We start from the raw sequence: 19,854 nt of genomic DNA, 5'->3' as shown, positions 1-19,854 counted from the left end.
CGTTTAGGCGGTTTCGCGATGAGGGACGGCGCCGGTGCGCGGCGTCCCGCCACGGCGCGCGTCGTAACGGACGACGAGATCGCGCGCGGGCCCCGCGTCGAGCCGCTGCCCGAGCCACGCGGTACGGCCGAGGCCCTGCGGCGCGCCGAGCGCGATCGCGGGCACCGCGTCGGCCGCCAGTTCGAGCTGGACGTCCCAGTCGAACTCGATGCCGACGTATTCGCGCACCCAGTGCGCGAGCTGCCGCGCGTGCGGACCGCCCGGCAGGAAGCGCCGGTACGCGTCGAGCGACAGCGGCCCGAGCACGATCCGGAAATGAGACTGCGCGTCGCGCACCGCGATGCCGAGCGCGACGCCGCCGACGCGCAGGGTCGGCCGCGTCGCACGGATCACGCAGCGCTGCGAGCGCTCGATCGCGACCCAGCGCGGCACGTGCTCGACGATGCGCGCGTCGACGCCGAAATGGCTGCTCAGGATCTGCACGAGCCCTTCCGGGTTGCGCGTGTGCCGCACGAGATGACCCGCGTGGAAATAAAGCGCATGCGGCGCGAGCGTGTCGGCGGCCGTGCGTTCCGCATCGGCCTGCGCGGCCGGCCTGTCGTCATGCGCGGCGCGCCCGATGAGGCTCGCGACATACGCGTCGAACCGTGCGCGCCCGGGACGATCGAGGCTCGCCGTCGGTTGCGCGTCGGCCCATGCGCGGTAGAACAGCAGGATCAGCCGGTGATGAAACAGGTCCGCGAATGCGGCGAACGTCGGGTCGTCGTGCTGGGCCGCGCGCTCGTGCGCGTATTCGGTCAGGTGGGTCGGCAGCGGACCGTTCGGTCCGAACAACCCGAAACCGTGGATCGCGATGCGCGGCCGCGTGGCGCCGCCGTCCCCATCGTATGCGCCGGCCACCATCGACGCCGCGAACGCGAGCGACGGCTGTTGCCCGAGCCGCACCGGTTCGTCGCGCGGCCGCGCGGCATGGCCGAGCGGTGCGCGGCCGGACGACAGCGCGTCGAGCCAACGCAACGCCTGGAACAGGTCGTAGCCATGCGGCGCGGCGCGCAGTCGCGCCCACCACGCATCGCGGCGGGCGGATTCGACGGCCGATCGAGCGCCGGGTGGCGTGTCGTGCTTCATATCGCGGGCCGCCGGCCGATGCGCGCGGGCCAGTGCGCGAGCGTGCCGCGCTGCACGCTGGTCAGCACGCATTCGGCGAACGCATTGATCGAAACATGCCGCGTGAAGAACTGTTCGAGCACCGCGCCGAGCAGGAACGGGCTGTCGCCGGAAAACGCATGATCGTCGACGGTCACGTCGACCTGCACGCCGCGTCCGAACATCAGCGGGCCGAGCGCCGGCAGCCGCCGGAACACCGGCGAGAACGCGACGCGCCGCACGCCGTCGATCTGCCGGCGCATCGCGGCATCGGCCGGGTCGGCGTGCAGGCCGAGCAGCTCGCGTAGTGCATGTGCGCCTTCGTCGTCGTCGAGATCGGTCAGCGTTTGCCGGGCGAGCCCGAGATGGCGGACGAGCCGCCAGGCCGTCTGCGCATCGGCGATCGGCGGGCGCGGGCGCGACGGGCCGCGAATCGCGACGATGCGCTCGACGGGCGCCGAAATGCGCAGCGTGAACGCGTTCGCATCGCCCGGCGGCAGCAGCAGCGCGAGGTCGCGGTTCGTGCACAGCGTGTCGACGGACAGGTAGCGCATCGTCTCGTCGTACGGCGCGCACTGGCTGTCGACGAGCGACACATAGGTTTCGCTGCCGACGTAGCCGGTGCGCGTGCCGTTCGCGCGTGCCTGCGCGGACACCAGCCGAGCCTCGCGCCGTACCGTGTAGTACGCGCCGTAGTTGCCGTCGTCGCGCGCGAACGACGCATGAAACGGCCGGAATTCGCGCGACTGGCCATCGTCGCGCTGCTCGCTCGCGAGCCGCTGCACGGCATAGACCTCGTGATCGAGCGGCCGGCTGCGGTCGACGACGACATGATGCTCGCGCGCGCCCGGCTGCAACAGGATCCGGTCGCCGCGACGTGCGAACAGGTTCACGGCCGGTGTGCAGTTCAGCGCCAGATGCCGCGCATCGACGGCCGCTTCGAGCGCGGCGTCGTGGCGATCGAACAGCACGGTCAGCTCGCATTCGTCGCCGGTGGCGCGCGCGAGCGCGGCGCGCAGCCCGCCGATACTGAAGAACAGGAAGCGCGCCGGAAACGCGAAATACTCGCGCAGCAGCCGGTAGCCGTGGAAACTGCGCCCGTCGTCGGGCAGGACCGCCTGCGCCGGATCGAAACCCTCATGGACGATCGCATCGGCGTCGAGCGTATGCAGCCAGCGCGGCGGCTGCCCCGGGTCGTGGCAGACAGCGCCGAGCGCATGCGCGGCGATCAGTTCGAGCAGGTGCAGCGCGTCGCGTTCCGGGCCCGCGAGATGAAAGGTCAGCCGCTCGAGCGGCAGTTGCGACAGCCTGGCGCCGCCACGCGCCTTGAGCCGGATGCGCAGCGCGCCGCGCACGTCCTGGCGCGCAGCCACGGCGCCGCGCGGCAACCATGACGGCGCGCCGGTGACGGCCGCATCGGTCAGCTCGAGCGGCCACAGCGTCAGGTCGTGCGCGGTACGGAATTCGCACGCGGTCTGCTCGGACGCGGCGGGCCGCGCGCGCAGCGCGGTGCCGGCCGGCAGCCGCCAGCCCTGTGCGAGGCTGCCTTCGTTGAGCATCGGCGCGAACCGCACGATCGCCATCGACGGCAATGGCGCGAGATAGCCCGGATACACCGCGTCCAGCAGCGCCTGCGTGAAGCGCGGAAACTCGGCGTCCATCTTCAGCTGCACGCGCGCGGTGAGGAAACTGAAGCCTTCGAGCAGCCGTTCGACGTACGGATCGGGCGGCCCGGATTCGGTGAGCCGCAGCCGCGCGGCGACCTTCGGAAACTGCTGCGCGAATTCGTCGCCGAGCTCGCGCAGGTACGCGAGTTCGCGGTTGTAGTAGTCGAGCAGGCGCGTATCCATCGTGTCAGTTTCCCGCCGCGGACCGCAGCGACATCGCACCCGTCTCGAGATCGAGGTCGGAGCGCAGCACGAATTCGACCGGATGCGGGATCGACCACAGCGTGCCGCGAATCTCGAACAGCAGCACGTTGTGACGCCGTTCGCCGGCACGCCCGTCCGATGCATCGGCGACGCTGCGGACCTCGACGCTGTCCGGTGCGATGCGTGGCTCGAAGCGCACGATCGCGTCGCGGATCGACGCCTCGACCGACATCCGCTCGACGCCCGACATCGGCTTGCCGACGAGCGGCCGCATCCCGTAGTTGAGCACCGAGGCCTGCGCATGCGCGAATGCGGCCCAGTCGACGAAGCCGTCCTCGGCATTGCGCGTATTGAGCAGCCACGCGAGATCGCGCAGCACGGCCGCACGCAGGCGCTCGGCGCCGATCCCTTGCGTGCCGGGCGGATCGGCCGTGCGCTGCGGCGCGTCGTCGGTCAGCCGGTCGAGCAGCGCGGGCTGCAGCCGGTCGCGCACTCCGGCGTGCCGGCCGGCGCGGGCTTGCGGGTCGTCCATCGTCATCGCTCCGCCGTCACATCTCGGTGTTTTCCTTGATGTTCCAGCCGACCGACACCTCGGCGCCCTTGCCGCCGTTGTCGTTCTGCTGCCAGTACTGCTTCTTCACCTTCGCGGCCTGGAAGCCGTAGTGCATCATCAGCCGGTCGGCCGCGTCGCCGGGGTCGATGCCCGCGACCTGCGCGGACGTGACGAGCACTTCCTGCAACGTCACGCGCATGAACTCGACCTGCGTGCCGCCGGTCTTGCACGCGGAGATCTCGACCTTCGGCAAGTGCTTGCCGCTCGCGCAGTTCTTGACGATCGCGGGCGCGCCCTTGTCCATGTATGCGGCCACGACGAGATCGTTGAAACTCGCCTTGCCCGCGTTGCCGCCGCTGCCGCTCGCCATCGCGCCCGGCTGGCTCGCGCCCCACGTGAACGATTCGATGTCGGTCCAGCCCTTGTGCTGCGCGTCCGCCGATTCGCCGGTCACGCCGTCCACCTTCATAAACATTGCCACGCCCATTGCCGTCTCCGTTTCGGTGCGAAATCACGTTGAATGCCGTATCGAATGCCGCGTGCCGCTCACTCGTTCGCCGCCTTCGCCGAAGGCAACCGCGAGATGAGCCGCAGCGACACGGTGAGCCCTTCGAGCTGGTAATGCGGTCGCAGGAAGAATTTCGACGTGTAGTAGCCGGGGTTGTCCTCGACCTCGTCGACGACCACCTGCGCGGCCGCCAGCGGCTTGCGCGCCTTGGTTTCCTGGGACGAGTTCACGGGGTCGCCGTCGACGTAGTTCATGATCCAGTCGTTGAGCCAGCGCTCCATGTCGTCGCGCTCGCGGAACGAGCCGATCTTGTCGCGCACGATGCATTTCAGGTAGTGCGCGAAGCGGCAGCACGCGAACAGGTAAGGCAGGCGGCCGGACAACCGCGCGTTCGCGGTCGCGTCGGGGTCGTGATACTCGGCCGGCTGGTACAGCGACTGCGCGCCGATGAACGCCGCGAAATCCGAGTTCTTCCGGTGCACGAACGGCATGAAGCCGTTCTTCGCGAGCTCGGCTTCGCGGCGGTCGCTGATGGCGATCTCGGTCGGGCATTTCTGGTCGACGCCGCCGTCGTCGGTCGGGAACGTATGGCTCGGCAGCCCTTCGACCGCCCCACCCGACTCGACGCCGCGAATCGACGAGCACCAGCCGTACAACTTGAACGAGCGGTTGATGTTCGCGGCCATCGCGTAAGCCGAGTTTGCCCACGTGTAGCGGTCGTGATTCGCGGCGTCGGTGTCTTCCTCGAAGTCGAATTCGTCGACGGGATTGGTGCGCGCGCCATACGGCAGCCGCGCGAGAAAACGCGGCATCGCGAGGCCGACGTAGCGCGAATCCTCCGACTGCCGCAGGCTGCGCCAGCCCGCGTATTCGGTGTTCTGGAAGATCTTGGTGAGGTCGCGCGGATTCGACAGCTCCTGCCACGAATCCATCTGCATCAGTTCCGGCGACGCGCCCGCGATGAACGGCGCGTGCGCGGCCGCCGCGATCTTCGACAGCTCGCCGAGCATCTCGACGTCCGGCGGGCTGTGATTGAAATAGAAGTCGCCGACGAGGCAGCCGAACGGCTCGCCGCCGAACTGCCCGTATTCCTCCTCGTAGATCTTGCGGAACAGCGGGCTCTGGTCCCACGCGACGCCCTTGTAGCGCTTGAGCATCCGCGCGACCTCGTTGCGCGACGCCGGCAGGGCCTTGATCTTCAGCAGCTCGTCGGTCTCGGTGTGCGTGACGAGGTAATGCAGGCCGCGCCATGCACCTTCGAGCGTCTGGAATTCGTCGTGATGCAGGATCTGGTTGATCTGCTCGGACAGCTTCCGGTCGATTTCCGCGATGATCTGCTTCACGCTGCCGTATGCGTCGGTCGTCATGCCGACCGTATGTTCGAGCGCCTGTTGCGCGAGCGTGCGCACCGCGCGCTCGACCGATTCGCGCGCCTCGGCGGTCTTCGGCTTGAACTCCTTCTGCAGCAGCGCGGCGAACTCGCCGTGCGCGACGGCCGGCTGCGCGGCGTCGCGGGTGTTGCGAGCTTCTGCGCGGGACTGGACGGGGTCATTCATCGCGGGCCTCCGGTTGGGTCGCGTCGCCGGCCTGCGCATCAGCGCGCGGTTCGCGCACGAGCGTCTTCAGCAGGTCGGGATCGTTGATCGCGCGCTCGATCAGTTGCTCGGCGCCGTGCTTGCCGTCCATGTACGACAGCAGGTTCGACAGCTCGGTGCGCGCATCCAGCAGCCGGCGCAGCGCGTCGACGTTGCGCGCGATCGCCGCCGGCGAGAAATCGTCGATCTGCTCGAACGTCATGTCGACGTTGAGCATCCCTTCGCCCGTCAGCGTGTTGGGCACCTGGAACGCGACGCGCGGCGCGACCGACTTCATCCGTTCGTCGAAGTTGTCGACGTCGATCTCGAGGAATTTGCGCTCCGGCAAATCGGGCAGCGGCTCGGCACGCTTGCCCGCCAGGTCCGCGATGACGCCCATCACGAACGGCAGCTGCACCTTGCGCTCGGCGCCGTAGGTCTCGACGTCGTACTCGATCTGCACGCGCGGCGCCCGATTGCGCGCGATGAACTTCTGTCCGCTGCCTGCCGCCTTGGTTCTGTCCGTCATCGTCCGCTCCTTCACATCGATCAGATTGCGTGTACGTCGCCGCCGCCGGGCGGCTTGCCTCATTCGCTCCGCTCGCCGCTCAGCAGGTCCAGCTTCGGCAGGCTCTCCGGAGCGAGATCCCGGATGATTTCGTAGAAGTCGAGCGCGAGCAGCCGCTGCGCACGCCGCAGCAGCAGCGGCGCCGGGTGGCTCGGCTCGTGCAGTTCGAAATAGCGGCACATCTTGTCGATGCCGAGCCGCACGTCGTCGCGGCTCGCGACCTCGGCATCGCGCCAGGCCTGCCCGTTCGGCAACGCCGCCGGCGTGGACGCGGCGTGCGCGGCGCCGGATGCGGCCGGCGCCGCCGGAATCGAACCGTCCGCCGGCCGTGCCGCGTGCATCGGCTCCGGCTCCGGCTCCGGCATTTCGTGCACGATGCGTTGCAACGCCTTTTCCGTGTCGCTTGCATCGGGCGACCATTCGCTGCCGAGCCGGTCCGTGACGTGCGCGCGGATCGCGTCCAGCGCACCCAGCACCGCGCGCACCGCGTCGATCGGCACGCGGCCGTCGTCGCCTGCGGTCGACAGCGCGGCAACCAGGCCGTCGCGGCTGACTGCGGCCGGGCCGCCCGTTTCGTCGCGGCCGTCGAGCGCGCGTTCGGCGTCGCGCACGCTCGGGCCGCCGTCGAACAGCGGCTGGCGCCGCGCCGCGCGCGCGCATTCGTGCGCGCCGGCGACATCGGCGAGCGCGTTCATCCGCAATGTCGGATCCGGTTCGCCATCGGCGTCGAGGCGCGGATGCAAATCGTCCCACCAGCGCCCGATCAGGCCGGCGACGACCGCGAGCCCGTCCGCGTAGCCCGGGATGCCGTGCTGCTCGGTCCAGCTGCGCGCGAGATACGCGGCGACACGCAAGTCCTTCGTCCGCTCGCCCAGCGCGAGCGCAAGGCGCTCGACCGCACGCCAATCGGGCGTCTCGGCCGGAATCACGGTGTCGCCGTATTGCTGCTCGGCGCGCGGTGTCGCCCGCTCCTGAAGCTGCAGGAAGTCGGCGTCGTATTCGAGGTTCGGACCGCACGGGGCTTCGGGCGAGACCTCCGCCAGCAGCCGGCCGATCAACTCGGCGCGCGGCGTCGCCGCCAGCAGGCCGGGCGACGGCGAGGACAATGCGGCGGCAGCCAGCGCCGCCTGGCTGACGTCATTCGAATGCATAGTCGATGTTGACCGGTTTGCTGCCGAAGTCGATCGCCACGGTGCGGTGCAACGGCGGCAGCGAGCCGTTGCGGATCTCGATCTGATAGACGCCCGGCGTCAGCGACACCGAGCGCAGCGGCGGGCTCGCGCCGCGCCGTGCGCCGTTCACGTACACGTCGCCCCACGGACGCACGTTGAAACGGACCTGGACGGTCTCCTGTTTCGGCGGGCGCTGCTCGACGGCCGGCGCGTTGATCGCGGCAACGGCCGTCGCCGCTTCCGATGGCGACGCCGGCGCGGGCGCCGGTGCGGTCGACGGCGGCGCAGCGGCCTCCGACGGCGGCACGTTGACGACGCGCTCCGATGTGTCGAGGCTGCCGGCCGGTGCGATGGTCGCGCTCGAACCGGCTTGCGACGGCGTGACGCCGGCGATGTCCGTGGCGGTCGTCGCGACCTGCGGCGCGGGAACGGCCGCCCCCGCAGCGGGCGTGCTGGCCGGCGCGGCGGCCAGCGAGGGAGGCGGCACCTGCGCGGACGATCCGGCCGGCAGGCTCGACGGCGGCACGACGATCGGCGTCGGGCCGCGCTGCGCGAGCATCGCGTCCGACGCCGCGCCCGAGGACGCAACGCCCGCCAGCGGCTGGCTTGCGCCCGCTTCCGGTTCGCCCGCGACTTTCGCGGGACGCGACAGATAGGTCGCGGCGATGCCAACGACGATCAGGGCTGCCAGCGCGCCACCCACGTAGGTCTTCGTGCGCCGGTTGCCCGCCGCGATGAACGATGGGCGGCGCGGCGAGTGGATCGGAGGCGATGCACCCGGCGACGGCGTGGATGTGGAGGCGCCAGCAGCGCCAGCAGCGCCAGCAGCGCCAGCAGCGCCAGCAATTGGCACTGCCGTTCCGTTCAGGTTTCCTGTATCCGTTGCACGGCCCTGCCCGCTGTCCGCCCCGGCGCTTCCCGATCGCACGCCGGCATCCTCACGCGCCTCGGGCGTCGAAGCCGACCGCTCGTCGTTCGCCTCTTCCTTTGCACGCCCCTCATCACCTTCACGCCCGTCGGATCGCCCGGTTTTCGCGGAAGTCGACGCCTGCGATACGGATGACGAAGCAGTTGCAGACGTGGGCGAAGTCGATGAATGCAGGGCTTGCGCAGCCGCCGTCGACGCCAAAGGCCCGCGATCGTTCGGCTTGTCGCCAGCCCCGGCGGACGCGGTAGACGGCGTATCGGAAGTGCTCGTCGGGCCTTCAGGCCGCTCAGGTTGCGACGACCGCACACCCGGTGTTGCATCGCCCGACGCCGCTGCCGCCCCCAAAACACCGGAAGCCACCTTCCCTGCTCCGCCGCCGCCGGCATCGGCGGCCGGCGACACAACTGCCGCACCATACCCGCCGCCCGTGCGGTCGAGATCGCGCAACCCGAGTTCCGCCGCGAACGCCGCGACCGACTCCGGCCGATCCGGGATCCGCAACTGCAACGCGTGATCGATCGCCGCGAGGAACGCCGGGCTGTACACCTCGCCGGCCGGCAACTCGCGCGACGCGAGCGGCCGGTACGTGTCCTTGATGCTGCGCACGACGGCCGCGGGCGGCAGTTCACCTGTGATCAACGCGTGCATCACCGCGCCGAGCGCGTAGAGATCGGTCCACGGCCCCTGGCTGAACGCGGGGTCGTCGGTGTATTGCTCGATCGGCGCGTAACCGGGCTTGATCATCATCGCGCCGTCGTCGACGAGATCGCCGATCCGCTTGCGCGCCGCGCCGAAGTCGAGCAGGATCGCGCTGCCGTTCGGGCGGATCAGCACGTTGTCGAGCGCGACGTCGCGATGGAAGCACTGCGCGCGATGCAGCGTGTCGAGCGCGCCGAGCAGCGCGCCGACGATGTTGCGCAATTGCGTCTCGCTCATCCGCACACCGCCGTCGAGCAGCTGCTTGAGCGTGCGCCCCTCGTAGAACGGCATCACCATGTATGCGGTGCCGTGGCTCTCCCAGAAATGCAGCACCTTCACGAGCCCCGGATGGTCGAATTGCGCGAGCAAGCGCGCCTCGTTGAGGAACGCGCCGCGTCCCGCGTCGAACGCCTGGGCGAACCGCTCGGAGCGCAGCGACACCGTGTAGTCGCCGCCGCGCGTCGCGAGCATCGACGGCATGTATTCCTTGATCGCGACCGCGCGCCGCAACGTGCGGTCGAACGCGCGATAGACGATGCCGAAACCGCCGATGCCCAGCACCTCGTCGAGCTGCAGCTCGCCCAGGCGATGACCGAGCGGCAGCGGCCGCACCGTGAATTCGGGCGCGTCGCCGCGGGTCGCCGTGTCGTGCTCGTTGTCTCTCGATGAAGGGTCCTTCATGTCTACCTCGCGATACCGCATCCGTATTGCCTGCGTTGCCAGCCTCCGACCGCCGACCGGCACCGTCAGCTACCGCCGAACAGCGTCAGGAACAGCGCGTTGTCGGGTGCACCTGTATGCGCATGCGTGCGCAGCGGCGAGCCGTCGGCGCGATTGGTCCACCAGAAGCTCGTCCCGCCGTGGGGATCGAAATAACCGGACAGCCCGGGCCACGCGGCGAGCGCCGGTCGTTCGGGCAGCGTTGCCGGCATCCCGTCGACAACTTCCGCCGGCGGCCCGCCGCCCGGCGCGAGCCGCACGCGGTCAAGCGTCTCCTCGAGGTCGACTGGCGCGCGCGCATGCCGAATCGCGTCGAGCAGCGCGTGGCCGATCTGCCAGTAGAACGCGTCGGCGGCGTCCGGCAGCCCGTTCCAGTAGTCGGCCGCCGGCATCGGCAGCGTGACGATCACCGGGTAGTAGCGCCCGACGCGGTCGCAGCTCGGCGCGAGACAACCTGCCTGCACGCACGACGCGCCGGCGCCCGCCGGCACCAGGAAATTCCAGACCGGCGCGACCGTGTAGTGGCGCGCGATCTCGTCCGGGCCACGCTGGCGCATCGCGGCCATCCCCTGCTGAAGCCAGCGTTCCCACCACTGCGCGAGCGCATGCGGCAGCCGGCTGTTCACGAAGTCGCCGGCGCCGGGGATCTTTCCGTACCAGGCCGGGGCGTCGCCATCGGCGCGCGTGAGCGGCGGCAGGCGGCTCATTGCTTCGGAGGGCATGTAAAGGACTCCATCTGGGGCAGCCTGAACGGATTGCGGACACTGCCCGCATTCACCTGCAGCACGAGCGGTTTGCCGTCGACGGTGAAGCGCGCGACCATCTGGTCCGACCCGCGCCCGGCCGACACGGCCGCGCGGTCGAACAGCCGGTGCAGCGCCCACGGCCCGTTGGTCGTGAAGCCGTCGGTCGCGCCGGCCTGCCCCGACACCTGCAGGCGCACCTGGTTGCTGCCGCGCGTGCCCGGCCAGTCCACCGCGCTCTGCACGAGCGGGCCGTGCGCATAACGGACGATCTGGCCGTCGACGTCGAGCACCATCTCCGTGAGCGACGGGTCCATTTCGAGCGGCTGGATCTGCACCTTCAGTTGCGCCGTGCGTGCGCCGCCGCCGAAATAGGCGTCGCGAATCACCGCGGCCTTCTCGAACGACGAAAGCATCGCGGCCGCCGCCGGATCGGCGTCCGCGTTGCGGTTCGCGAAACGCCACGGATGCGACGTCGTATCGACGATCGACTGCAGGTTCTTCTGGAAGAAATCGTCCATCAGGCCGCCCGGCGCGAACATCTGCGCGAAATCCGCCGGTGCGACGTCGCGCGACGATCCGCGCGCGAACGGATAGCGGCCCGCGATCGCCTGCCGGCAGAAATCGCCGACGTTCGCGCCGGCCCGCTGCGCGACGCTGCGCTGCTCGACGGTCGCGACGCTGCCGTTCGCGACGTTCGACAGGTCGTCGAGCACTTCGCGGAACGGCGTGGGCAGCCGACCGGCCTGCGCGCGCAGTCGCGCGGGCGCGTCGGACGGCGGCGGCTGGGCGCCGCTGCGCAGCGCATCGTCGGTGGCCGTCAGGTACGTATAGAGCGCGTCGATCGACTTCAGCACCGCGTCGAACGCCTGCGCCTGGTCACCGCTGCCCGGCGCGAACGCGCGCAGCCCGGCGAAGTGGCTGTCGACCACCTGCTCGGGGCTCGCGGGCGCCACCGCTGACGGATTCGCGTCGCTCGCGCCCTGCCCCGCGAAGATCTGCGACAGCGAACTGCGCGCCTCGTCGACCTTGTCCTGCGCGCGCGACGCGAGATTGCGCGCGCCGCCCGGCGCGTCGCCGAGCGCCGTGTCGCGTGCGAGTGCGATCATCAGCCGGGTGAGCGGCGAATCCGCCGACGACAGCGCGCGCGCGACCTGGATGCTCTGCGCGAGCGTCGCCGTGCGCTGCAGCTTGATGTCGGCGAGATGGTCGTCCCAGATCTTCAGATAGTCGTTCAGGTACAGCTGGCGGATGTCGCGCGCCCATGCGGCGGCGTCGTTCGGCCCGGGGATCTCGGACAGCCCGAGATTCAGCACCCACACCTCCTCGCGCCCGTATGCGTCGACCTCGCCCGCGAGGCGCGGCGCGAACACGTTCCGATAGCCGTTGCGCGTATACAGGCCCGGCACGCCTTCCGACAGCGGCTTGCCGCTCTGGCGGCGGAACACGAGCGACGCGTCGGGCCCCACCGCGCGCGCGACGCTGAAATCGAACGCGGACGTCGCCGGCCGCAGCGTGCGCGTGAGCTGGCGATACAGCCGCTGCGAGAACGGCACCTGCCGCAGCCGGTCGCGCACGTCGGCCACGAGCCGCTCGTTCATCGGATACGGCGACACGGCCACCCGGTTGCCGAACAGCGCGGCGAGATGCGCGCGCAGCGCCGAGCGTTCGGCCGGCGAGAAATCGGGCGGCAACGAGCGCTCCATTTCCAGATCGACGACGGCCTGCACGAACGCGGGATCGTAATGCGCGCTGTCGTACAGCATCAGGTAGGCCTTCAGCGCCGCATACGCGTAGTCGGTTTCGTCCGGCCGCGCATCGCTCAGCGCGGCCTCCATCCGGCGCGCGGCGATCGGCAGCAGCACGTCGTCGAGCGCGCGCCGGTACACGGCGTCGACGGCCTCGTCGATCTTCTCGCCCTGAAACAGCCCCCAGCGGTACGCGAGCGGCGGATGCGAGCGGTCGACGCCGCCGGCATTCGCGAGCCCGCCGAGCGCATCGAGCACCGGCAGCAGCCGCGCGATGTCGGCCGCATCCGAGAACTTCGCACCGGCGATCTGCGCATCGACGGCGGGCACCTGCTGCGCGATCCGGTCGAGATACGCGCGATTGTTCGCATAGCTGCGCAGCCAGGCGGCCAGCACGACCACGCTCGCGAGCGCGAGGAGCGCATAGCCGGCGATCTGCAACACGCGCCGCTTCTGATGCCAGCGCAGGTCGCTGCCGGCGAGCGCGGCTTCGCGGAAGATGTGCTCCTGCAGCAACGACTTCAAGAAGAAGCTGCGCCCGGTCGAGCCGACCTGGGCAACCGGCGGCACGCCCTCGATCTTCAGGAAGCGCTTGATGCCGCTCATCACGCGGTCGAACGCGGTGCCTTCCTGCGTGCCGCTCGTCAGGTACACGCCGCGCAACATCGGCATCGGCTCGAAGCTCGACACGGAAAACACTTCGGCGACGAACTGGCCGAGCATGTCCTGCAAGTCGGCGACCTGCTGCGGCAGCAGGTACGCCATCTCGCGCTGGCGCGCGTCGGTCTGTGTGGCGAGCAGCTCGGGCAGCCCGTCGTTCAGCCGCTGGTGCAGCAGCCGGTATTCGCGGTCGAAGTCGGCACGCAGGTCGAAGCCCGGCGCCTCGCTTTGCGCGAGCGGGAACGTGAAACCCCACACCTGCGCGCATTCCGCGCGGCCGAAGCCGCCGAAATACTCGGCGAAGCCGGCCAGCAGGTCGGCCTTCGTCACGAGCAGGTAGACGGGAAACCGGATGCCGAGCTGCGCCCGCAGCTCGAGCAGCCGCTTGCGCAGCACCATCGCGTGCTGCGTGCGCTCGGCTTCCGACGCGCCGACCAGGTCGGCGACGCTGATCGTCAGCATCGCGCCGTTCAGCGGCTGGCGCGTGCGGTACTTCTTCAGCAGTTCGACGAAGCCTTTCCACTCGGCTTCGTCGAGTGCGCGGTTGCCTTCATGGGTCGTGTAGCGGCCGGCCGTGTCGATCAGCACCGCGTCGTTCGTGAACCACCAGTCGCAGTGCCGGGTGCCGCCCACACCGCGAATCGCGGCACGGCCGAACTGCTCGGCGAGCGGAAAACTGAGCCCGGAATTGACGAGCGCGGTCGTCTTGCCCGAGCCTGGCGCGCCGATGAACACGTACCACGGCAACTGGTACAGATACTGGCGCGACATCCGGTCGAACCAACGCGCCAACCCCTTGCGCGCGGTGTCCGCCTGCCCGAAGCGGACCTTCTTCAGCAGCGCCGCGGCCTCGTCGAAGCGGCTGCGCAGCTCGTCGAGCTGGGCCTTGGCCGGGTCGTCGGCGTTCGCCGGCCCGGGCGCGGCCTCGCGCAACTGGTTCAGCAACTGCGCGTTCAAGCGGCTTGCGTGCCAGCTTCGCCACGCCACGCGTGCGCCCCACGCGGCGAACAGCACCGCGATCGTCGCCGCGCGCGCCCAGCCGCTTTCGAGCGGGCGGATCTCGGCGAACGCGAACAGCGGCCCGGCGAGCCACACGAAACACGCGAGCACGACGAGACCGGCGAAGGTCCAGATCTCCCGCGACGGCAACGGCCGGACGAAACGCGCGACAGCCTGGTTCATGTCAGTGCGCTCCCTGCGTCGCGCCGACGGCGGCACTGCCGGGCGCCGGCAGCAGCGTGATCTCGACGCGCCGGTTCAGCGCGCGGTTCGCGGGCGTATCGTTCGGCGCGACCGGATCGAGCGTGCCGCGCCCCTCGGCCGCGAGTCGCTCCGGATGGTCGAGGCGCGCGGCGATCATGCCGCGCACGGCCTCCGCGCGCTCGCGCGACAAGTCCCAGTTCGACGCGAAGCGTGCCGTGTGCACCGGCGTGTCGTCGGTATAGCCGGTCACACGCACGTTGCCGGGCACCTGGTTGAGCGCATCCGCGACGCGTGCGAGCACCGGCGCGTAACGGTCGATCACCGACGTCGAGCCGGACTTGAACAGCCCGTCGCCGCGCAGCACGATCACGCTGCGATCGGCGTCGTCGCGCACCGACACGAGGCCGGCCGCGATCTCCGGCGCCAGGAACTTGGCGACGCGCGGCGCCGCCGCCGGGCGCGGCGGTGCCTGAGCAGGCTGCAGCTTCGGCACGTGCAGCGCGTCGATCGACGCGAACAGCCGGTCCGAATGCCCGGCCAGCGCGATGCGCAGCCCGACGAACACGCCGAAGCCGATCAGCAGCGCAAGCGCCACACAGACCCAGAGCGGCACGACGAAGCGACGCGACACGTCGCGCGTGACGACGTCGCGCCAGTGCGGCGACAGCGCGGGCTCGAATTCGCCGCGCACCGAGCGGATCGTGTGAGCCAGTTGCCAGCGCAGCGCGTCGAGCTCCGCATGACCGTTGTCGAGCACCCGATAGCGGCCCTCGAAGCCGAGCGCGAGACAGAAATACAGCAGCTCCAGCAGGTCGAGGTGCTGGCGCGGCTGCTGGGACAGGCGTTCGAGCAGGTGGAAGAACTTCTCGCCGCCCCAGGTTTCGTTGTGGAACGACACGAGCAGGCTGTGCGACGACCACACGCTGCCGCCCCACGGCGTCAGCGCGGCTGCTTCGTCGAGCGCCGTGCACAGGCAGTAGCGCGCGCCGATGATCGCCTCGGACGGCACGCCGGCTTCCTGCGCGCGAGCCTCGAACTGACGGATCTCGACGACGAGGTGCTCGCGCAGCCATGCCGGATTCGGATGATGGACGGTCGAGCGGATCTGGGGCACGAGATTGAGCAGCGGGTTGGCTGCCGCGACGAGCGGATTCGTGCCGCTGGCGGCCCAGCGGCCGGGGCGCGGCTGCGTGGCCGTCGGCCCGGCCGCGCCGGACGCGGCCGATGGATGCATGCCGCCCGGATTCGGCGGCACGAACCCGCCTGCGCCGGCGGAAATCGAATCGGAGGAAGAATTCATCGCGCTGCCCCGCCCTCACCCGCGAATCGCCCAGAACTCCATCGAGAGCCCCGGAAATTCGCCGGCGAAATGAAATGCGAGACCGCCGGAGCGCGCCAGCTGCTTCCACAGGTCGCTGCCCTTGTCGATCTCGAAGTACGTATGACCCGCGTGATACGGGATCTGCCGCGGCGCGACCGGCAACTGGCGCATCGTGATGCCCGGCAGCTGCAACTGCACCAGGTCGCGGATCCGCTCAACCGGGCCGAGCTTCGCCTGCGCCGGAAACCGCGCGCGCAGGCTGTCGGCCGGCACGTCCGCGCGCACGGCCAGCACGAAGCCGGCCGTGTCGCGCAGCGCGGGATCGGCGAGCGTCGCGACCCGGATGCCGTTGCCCGCGTCGCGCAGCTCGATCTGGATCGCGTTTTGCTCCAGCACCGTCGACAGCGACCGGCGCAGCTCCGTCATCAATTCGGCGAAGCTCGTGCGCAGGTCGTCGTGCACGTAGACCGCGAGCGATTGCGGGCGCCGGCCGGCCGCCGTGAACGTGCTGAGGTCGCATGCGAGCTTCAGCCAGTCGCGGAACAGCGCCTCCGGATGCGTCGCGACGTCCTGTTGCGCGTGCCAGGTCAGCGCCAGATAGCGGTTCACCAGTTGCAGCAGCAGGAAATCCGCGACTTCCGATACGCCGCCGCGCCCCGGCTCCGACAGGCGCTCGGCCAGCGCGTCGCTGCGCTGCGTCAGCAATCCGTGCAGCTCGCGCGTGTATGCCAGCAACGCCGCGTCGTGCTGCGCGACCAGACGCGGCGGAATGTAGCCGTCGTCGACGAGCAGTCGCGCGTCGGTGCGCCGCTCGACGATCCGCACGACGCCGAGCGCATGCCAGTCGCCGGTCAGCTCGGTGTCCAGCATCAGCCGGACGTTCAGGCGCCCCGTTTGCAGCAGTGCGGGGCCGAGCGCGACCGCGTTCGCATCGGCCACTTCGTATTCGCGAACGACGTAGCGCGCGACGTCCGCGCCGCCGTTGCCGCTTGCGTTCCCGCCGAACGACACCTCCTCGCCGCCGCCGCGCCACAACGGCAGCGCGAGCACGACGAGCTGGTCCTTCGCATCCGGTGGCACGTCGAGCGGCTCGGGCAGATCGTCGGGATGCGACAGGTCGAACGGCGTGCCGTCGCGCATCACGCCCGCCGCCGCGCGTAGCGCGACCTTGCCGAGCGCGAGCTGCTCCCGGTCGATCTCGAGCGTGTCGAAGCCCCAGTAGAAGCCCTGCAGCGGCAGGCAGCGCAGCGCGACGTAGCGCTCCCAGTGCCGTTCGAGCTGCTGGAAATGCTGCGGCCGAAGGAACATCCCTTCGGTCCACACCACGCGCTGGCGCAGTGCGGCGACCGGCGTCGCGGACATCGTCGGTTCGGTCATGGGCGCCCCCGCGTGTCGTTCAGCGCGAGACCGCCGTTCCTCACCGCGATCGACAGCTTCAGCTCGCCGGGCGACGTCTGCCAGAACTTGTATACGTTGAGCTGCTTCGCGCGCGGTAGCGGCACCGTGAGGCGCCAGCGGTTCTTGTCGAGCATCCGGTATTCGGCGATCACGCCGACCGCGCCGGCCTCGACGTTGCCGCGGTAATGCAGCGTGCGCGACTCGCCCGGGCGCAGGATCACGCGATCGGTGCCGAGCAGGTCCGCGCCGAGGATGTTCTCGGGCTTGTCCTGCAGCGAGAAGAAGTCGGCGCCGTCGAACGCCGATGCCGCGCGCAGCTGGAACACCTTCAGCACGATCGGCGAAGGCTTGCGGTTGAGGTCCGGATTGACGTCGGGCGCCACGTCGACGGTGATCGCATACGGCACCGCGGCGGCACGCTCGGTGGCGCCGCATCCGGGCAACAGCAATGCACATCCCAATACGATGAACCCGCTCGACCGCCGGCGCATATTTCATCCTCGCAGCGCAATAATTCCCCCGTCGATTTCCGTACGCGAAACCGACACCTCTAATTAAAAGGGGACAATTAATTGACCGGTAATTATGTGACTTGCATATCCTTCCGCTTAAATTTCACTCGGCAATTTATTCTTGCAAAAAGACGGGTCAAATCGCCAATTGCTGAACGAGATCGAAATTGGGGAAATGGCAATGAATTGGATTGATTTCTGTCATTTTGAAAAGGCGCGTTAATCCGACCGGTTCGCCACGGCGGCCCGGTTCTATTGCAGGTTCACTTGCGGTATGGACGTTGAACCCAAGCCTGACGGCCGTCGGCGGTCGGTGGCTACGCCCTGCGGGTCGTGTCACGCTGTTTGCGTTGCCCGAACGGAGGGCCGGCTTTTCCGATCATTGACCGGTGCCGGGCAAACAACTGACGAATCCCAAAAAGCACAGCGAACTATAGAATCGATTTTATGGATTAACAAGTCGAAAACCCGGAATCGATTTGAGTGGAAACTCGGGCGCAATTTCCAAAATGAAACAAAACGTAACGGCGACATCGCCCGCCCTGATTGGCACTAGAATCCAACAGCGCTTGTGCACCACCCTCCAATAACGCAAATATTTCATTTCAGAATGAAAGGCCGCTCATCGATCGTGATTTTCCTCGGCGCCTTGCTGCTGGGAATCGGCGGGTGCAGCACGTCCCCCACGCAATCGGCGGCGCGCGCCGCGGTCGACAGCGCGCGCGCGGCGTACGGCGCCGGCGACTACGGACGCACGATCGCGGTCCTGAGCCGAGCGAAGGAGATCGACGGGGCCGATACCGACACGCAGGTCACCGCGCACAAGCTGCTCGCGTTCAGCTATTGCGTGACGAACCGCATCGCGCAGTGCCGCGCCGAGTTCTCGAAGATTCTCGACCTCAACCCGCGCTTCGACTTGTCCCCCGCCGAGAAGGGACATCCGATCTGGGGGCCCGCGTTCGAGTTCGCGCGTCGCAGGCATGCGTCGTCATCTTGACCGAACCGGAATCCCCGCCAGCGTTTCCTTACCGAGCGACGTATGACATGCAACTGATCGTGATCGAACATGCCGGCGAGCCGGTCGAAAGCGACACCTACGACGCCGTCGTGTTCCACCCGCCCGGCGGCACCATCGGCCGGGCAACCGACAACCATCTCGTGCTGCGCGACGACACCCGGCAGATTTCCCGGCTGCAGGCCCTGCTGCAGGTCGGTGACGATGCGTGCCTGCTGAAGAACCTGAGCAGCGTGTCGACGATCGAGGTGAACCGCGAGCCCGTCGGCTATGCACAGGAGCGCCCGCTCAATACCGGCGACATCATCCGCATCGGGCCGTACGTGCTGCGTGCCGAGCGTGACGACGGACATGACGCGCCGGTCGTCGACATGCCGACCGCCTCCAGCGCGAGCGCCGACCCGCGAGGCACGTCGGGAACCGCCGCACACGCGCACGTCGACGCGAAGACGACCGGCAACCGGTTGTGGGGCCTGCTGCAGGATCGCCTCGCTCCACGCGGCAAGGCAGCGGACGCCGGCACGCGATCCGGCACGACGGCGCGCAGGGAGGCGGCGCAGCCCGCGAGCCGCGCCGCGCCGGCCGCGCCGTCGCCACGCGACCTGAATCAGTTGTCGACCGACCCGCTCGACTTGTTTGTGCAGTCGTCGCCCGATATCGGTGGATCGGGTTCGGCGTCTCCGTCCGAACGCGGCGAGGCGGATCGCGGCGCGTCGTCGTCCGCGACACAAGCCGATCATGCGCCCGAGTGGACGCAGCACGTGCGTGTGCAACCGGCGACGGCGCATGCCGAGCCACGTCCCGTCGATGAGCCTGCACCGCAGGCGAACCGCGTGCCGACGCCCGATGAATTGCTGAATGCGTTCTTCGAAGGCGCCGGACTCGATACCGCCGCCGAGTCGCATCAATGGTCGGCCGAACAGCTGTACATCGCGGGGCAGTTGCTGGCGCTGTTCGCGAACGGCACGGTCGAGCTGCTGTCGTCGCGCAGCATCCTGAAGCGGGAGGTGAAGGCGCACATGACGATGCTGCTCGATCGCGAGAACAATCCGCTGAAGCTGCTGCCGGACGGCGGCGCCGTGCTGCGCCAGATGTTCGGGCTGCCGCTGCCGGGCTTCATGTCGCCGCAGAGCGCGGTCAGCGACGCGTTCCAGGATCTGCACGCGCACCAGATCGGCATGGTCGCCGGCATGCGCGCCGCGCTGATGGACCTGCTGACGCGCTTTTCGCCGCAACGGCTGCGCGAGCGCGACGATGCGATGCGCTGGTACGAGAAGCACGTGCCCGCGCTGTACAAGGCGAGGATGTGGGACCGCTACGCGGCGACGCATCGCGACACGGTGTTCGCGATCGAAGACGATTTCGCGTCGGTGTTCGGCAAGGCGTTTCTCGCCGCGTACGACGCGGAGGTGGAAAGCTATCGCGGCAGCAGCCGGCATTGAGCGGCGGGCATCGTATGCCCAGTGGTCGGCGGGAACGACCGCCATTCCCGGGCGAAGCCGACCGCCAGCGACG

15 protein-coding genes are annotated in these 19,854 nt (G+C 69.3%); 2 read left to right on the top strand and 13 right to left on the bottom strand.

The genetic code is table 11. The features are described from left to right. Window positions 1-3: 3 nt before the first annotated feature. From tssG to tssJ, 13 genes are all read right to left on the bottom strand, one after another. Window positions 4-1,128, bottom strand: a complete 1,125-nt coding sequence (tssG, locus tag WS49_RS06435; protein ID WP_059525506.1) for a type VI secretion system baseplate subunit TssG — start codon at window positions 1,126-1,128, stop codon at window positions 4-6. Further along, complete coding sequence (tssF, locus tag WS49_RS06430) at window positions 1,125-2,996, bottom strand: type VI secretion system baseplate subunit TssF (RefSeq protein ID WP_059525504.1); 1,872 nt, start codon at window positions 2,994-2,996, stop codon at window positions 1,125-1,127. Before tssF ends, tssG begins: the two co-directional genes overlap by 4 nt. A 4-nt stretch (window positions 2,997-3,000) precedes the next feature. Next, window positions 3,001-3,549, bottom strand: a complete 549-nt coding sequence (gene tssE / locus WS49_RS06425; RefSeq protein ID WP_059525734.1) for a type VI secretion system baseplate subunit TssE — start codon at window positions 3,547-3,549, stop codon at window positions 3,001-3,003. Between the two features lie 16 nt (window positions 3,550-3,565). Further along, entirely contained in the window at window positions 3,566-4,057 is a 492-nt protein-coding gene (locus WS49_RS06420) for an Hcp family type VI secretion system effector (protein WP_059525502.1), read from the bottom strand. A gap of 59 nt (window positions 4,058-4,116) precedes the next feature. Then, the gene (gene tssC, locus WS49_RS06415) at window positions 4,117-5,634 is read right to left on the bottom strand and encodes a type VI secretion system contractile sheath large subunit (protein WP_059525500.1); all 1,518 of its coding nucleotides are present in this window, start codon (window positions 5,632-5,634) and stop codon (window positions 4,117-4,119) included. After that, a complete protein-coding gene (gene tssB / locus WS49_RS06410) occupies window positions 5,627-6,181 on the bottom strand; it encodes a type VI secretion system contractile sheath small subunit (RefSeq protein WP_059525499.1) in 555 nt (184 codons plus the stop codon). The genes tssC and tssB overlap by 8 nt, the downstream gene beginning before the upstream one ends. A gap of 59 nt (window positions 6,182-6,240) precedes the next feature. Beyond that, the gene (gene tssA, locus WS49_RS06405) at window positions 6,241-7,371 is read right to left on the bottom strand and encodes a type VI secretion system protein TssA (RefSeq protein ID WP_082725470.1); all 1,131 of its coding nucleotides are present in this window, start codon (window positions 7,369-7,371) and stop codon (window positions 6,241-6,243) included. Next, window positions 7,358-9,700, bottom strand: coding sequence for a serine/threonine protein kinase (locus WS49_RS06400; RefSeq protein ID WP_059525497.1), 2,343 nt, complete (start codon window positions 9,698-9,700; stop codon window positions 7,358-7,360). The genes tssA and WS49_RS06400 overlap by 14 nt, the downstream gene beginning before the upstream one ends. A 65-nt stretch (window positions 9,701-9,765) precedes the next feature. Beyond that, window positions 9,766-10,461, bottom strand: a complete 696-nt coding sequence (gene tagF / locus WS49_RS06395) for a type VI secretion system-associated protein TagF (RefSeq protein WP_156437139.1) — start codon at window positions 10,459-10,461, stop codon at window positions 9,766-9,768. Beyond that, window positions 10,443-14,072 (bottom strand): type VI secretion system membrane subunit TssM, encoded by a 3,630-nt coding sequence (gene tssM / locus WS49_RS06390; RefSeq protein ID WP_059525492.1) that lies wholly within the window; start codon window positions 14,070-14,072, stop codon window positions 10,443-10,445. The genes tagF and tssM overlap by 19 nt, the downstream gene beginning before the upstream one ends. Window position 14,073: 1 nt before the next feature. After that, window positions 14,074-15,393, bottom strand: a complete 1,320-nt coding sequence (locus WS49_RS06385) for a DotU family type VI secretion system protein (RefSeq protein ID WP_059525491.1) — start codon at window positions 15,391-15,393, stop codon at window positions 14,074-14,076. Window positions 15,394-15,408: 15 nt separating this feature from the next. After that, window positions 15,409-16,791 carry a type VI secretion system baseplate subunit TssK gene (tssK, locus tag WS49_RS06380; protein WP_059525489.1) on the bottom strand — a complete coding sequence of 461 codons (1,383 nt, stop codon included), beginning with the start codon at window positions 16,789-16,791 and terminating at the stop codon, window positions 15,409-15,411. After that, complete coding sequence (tssJ, locus tag WS49_RS06375; protein WP_059525486.1) at window positions 16,788-17,303, bottom strand: type VI secretion system lipoprotein TssJ; 516 nt, start codon at window positions 17,301-17,303, stop codon at window positions 16,788-16,790. The genes tssK and tssJ overlap by 4 nt, the downstream gene beginning before the upstream one ends. A gap of 631 nt (window positions 17,304-17,934) precedes the next feature. On the opposite strand from tssJ, the gene WS49_RS06370 reads away from it, so the two are divergent. Both WS49_RS06370 and tagH read left to right on the top strand, forming a co-directional pair. Then, window positions 17,935-18,321, top strand: coding sequence for a TssQ family T6SS-associated lipoprotein (locus tag WS49_RS06370; protein ID WP_059525484.1), 387 nt, complete (start codon window positions 17,935-17,937; stop codon window positions 18,319-18,321). A gap of 47 nt (window positions 18,322-18,368) precedes the next feature. Then, window positions 18,369-19,781, top strand: coding sequence for a type VI secretion system-associated FHA domain protein TagH (gene tagH / locus WS49_RS06365; RefSeq protein WP_059525482.1), 1,413 nt, complete (start codon window positions 18,369-18,371; stop codon window positions 19,779-19,781). The last annotated feature ends 73 nt before the right edge of the window (window positions 19,782-19,854 follow it).

It is taken from the genome of Burkholderia sp. RF7-non_BP4 (genome assembly GCF_001521935.1).
Taxonomy (GTDB): Bacteria; Pseudomonadota; Gammaproteobacteria; order Burkholderiales; family Burkholderiaceae; genus Burkholderia; species Burkholderia diffusa.
The sequence above is the reverse complement of the archived record's forward strand: the minus strand, read 5'-3'. Positions and strand labels throughout refer to the sequence as shown.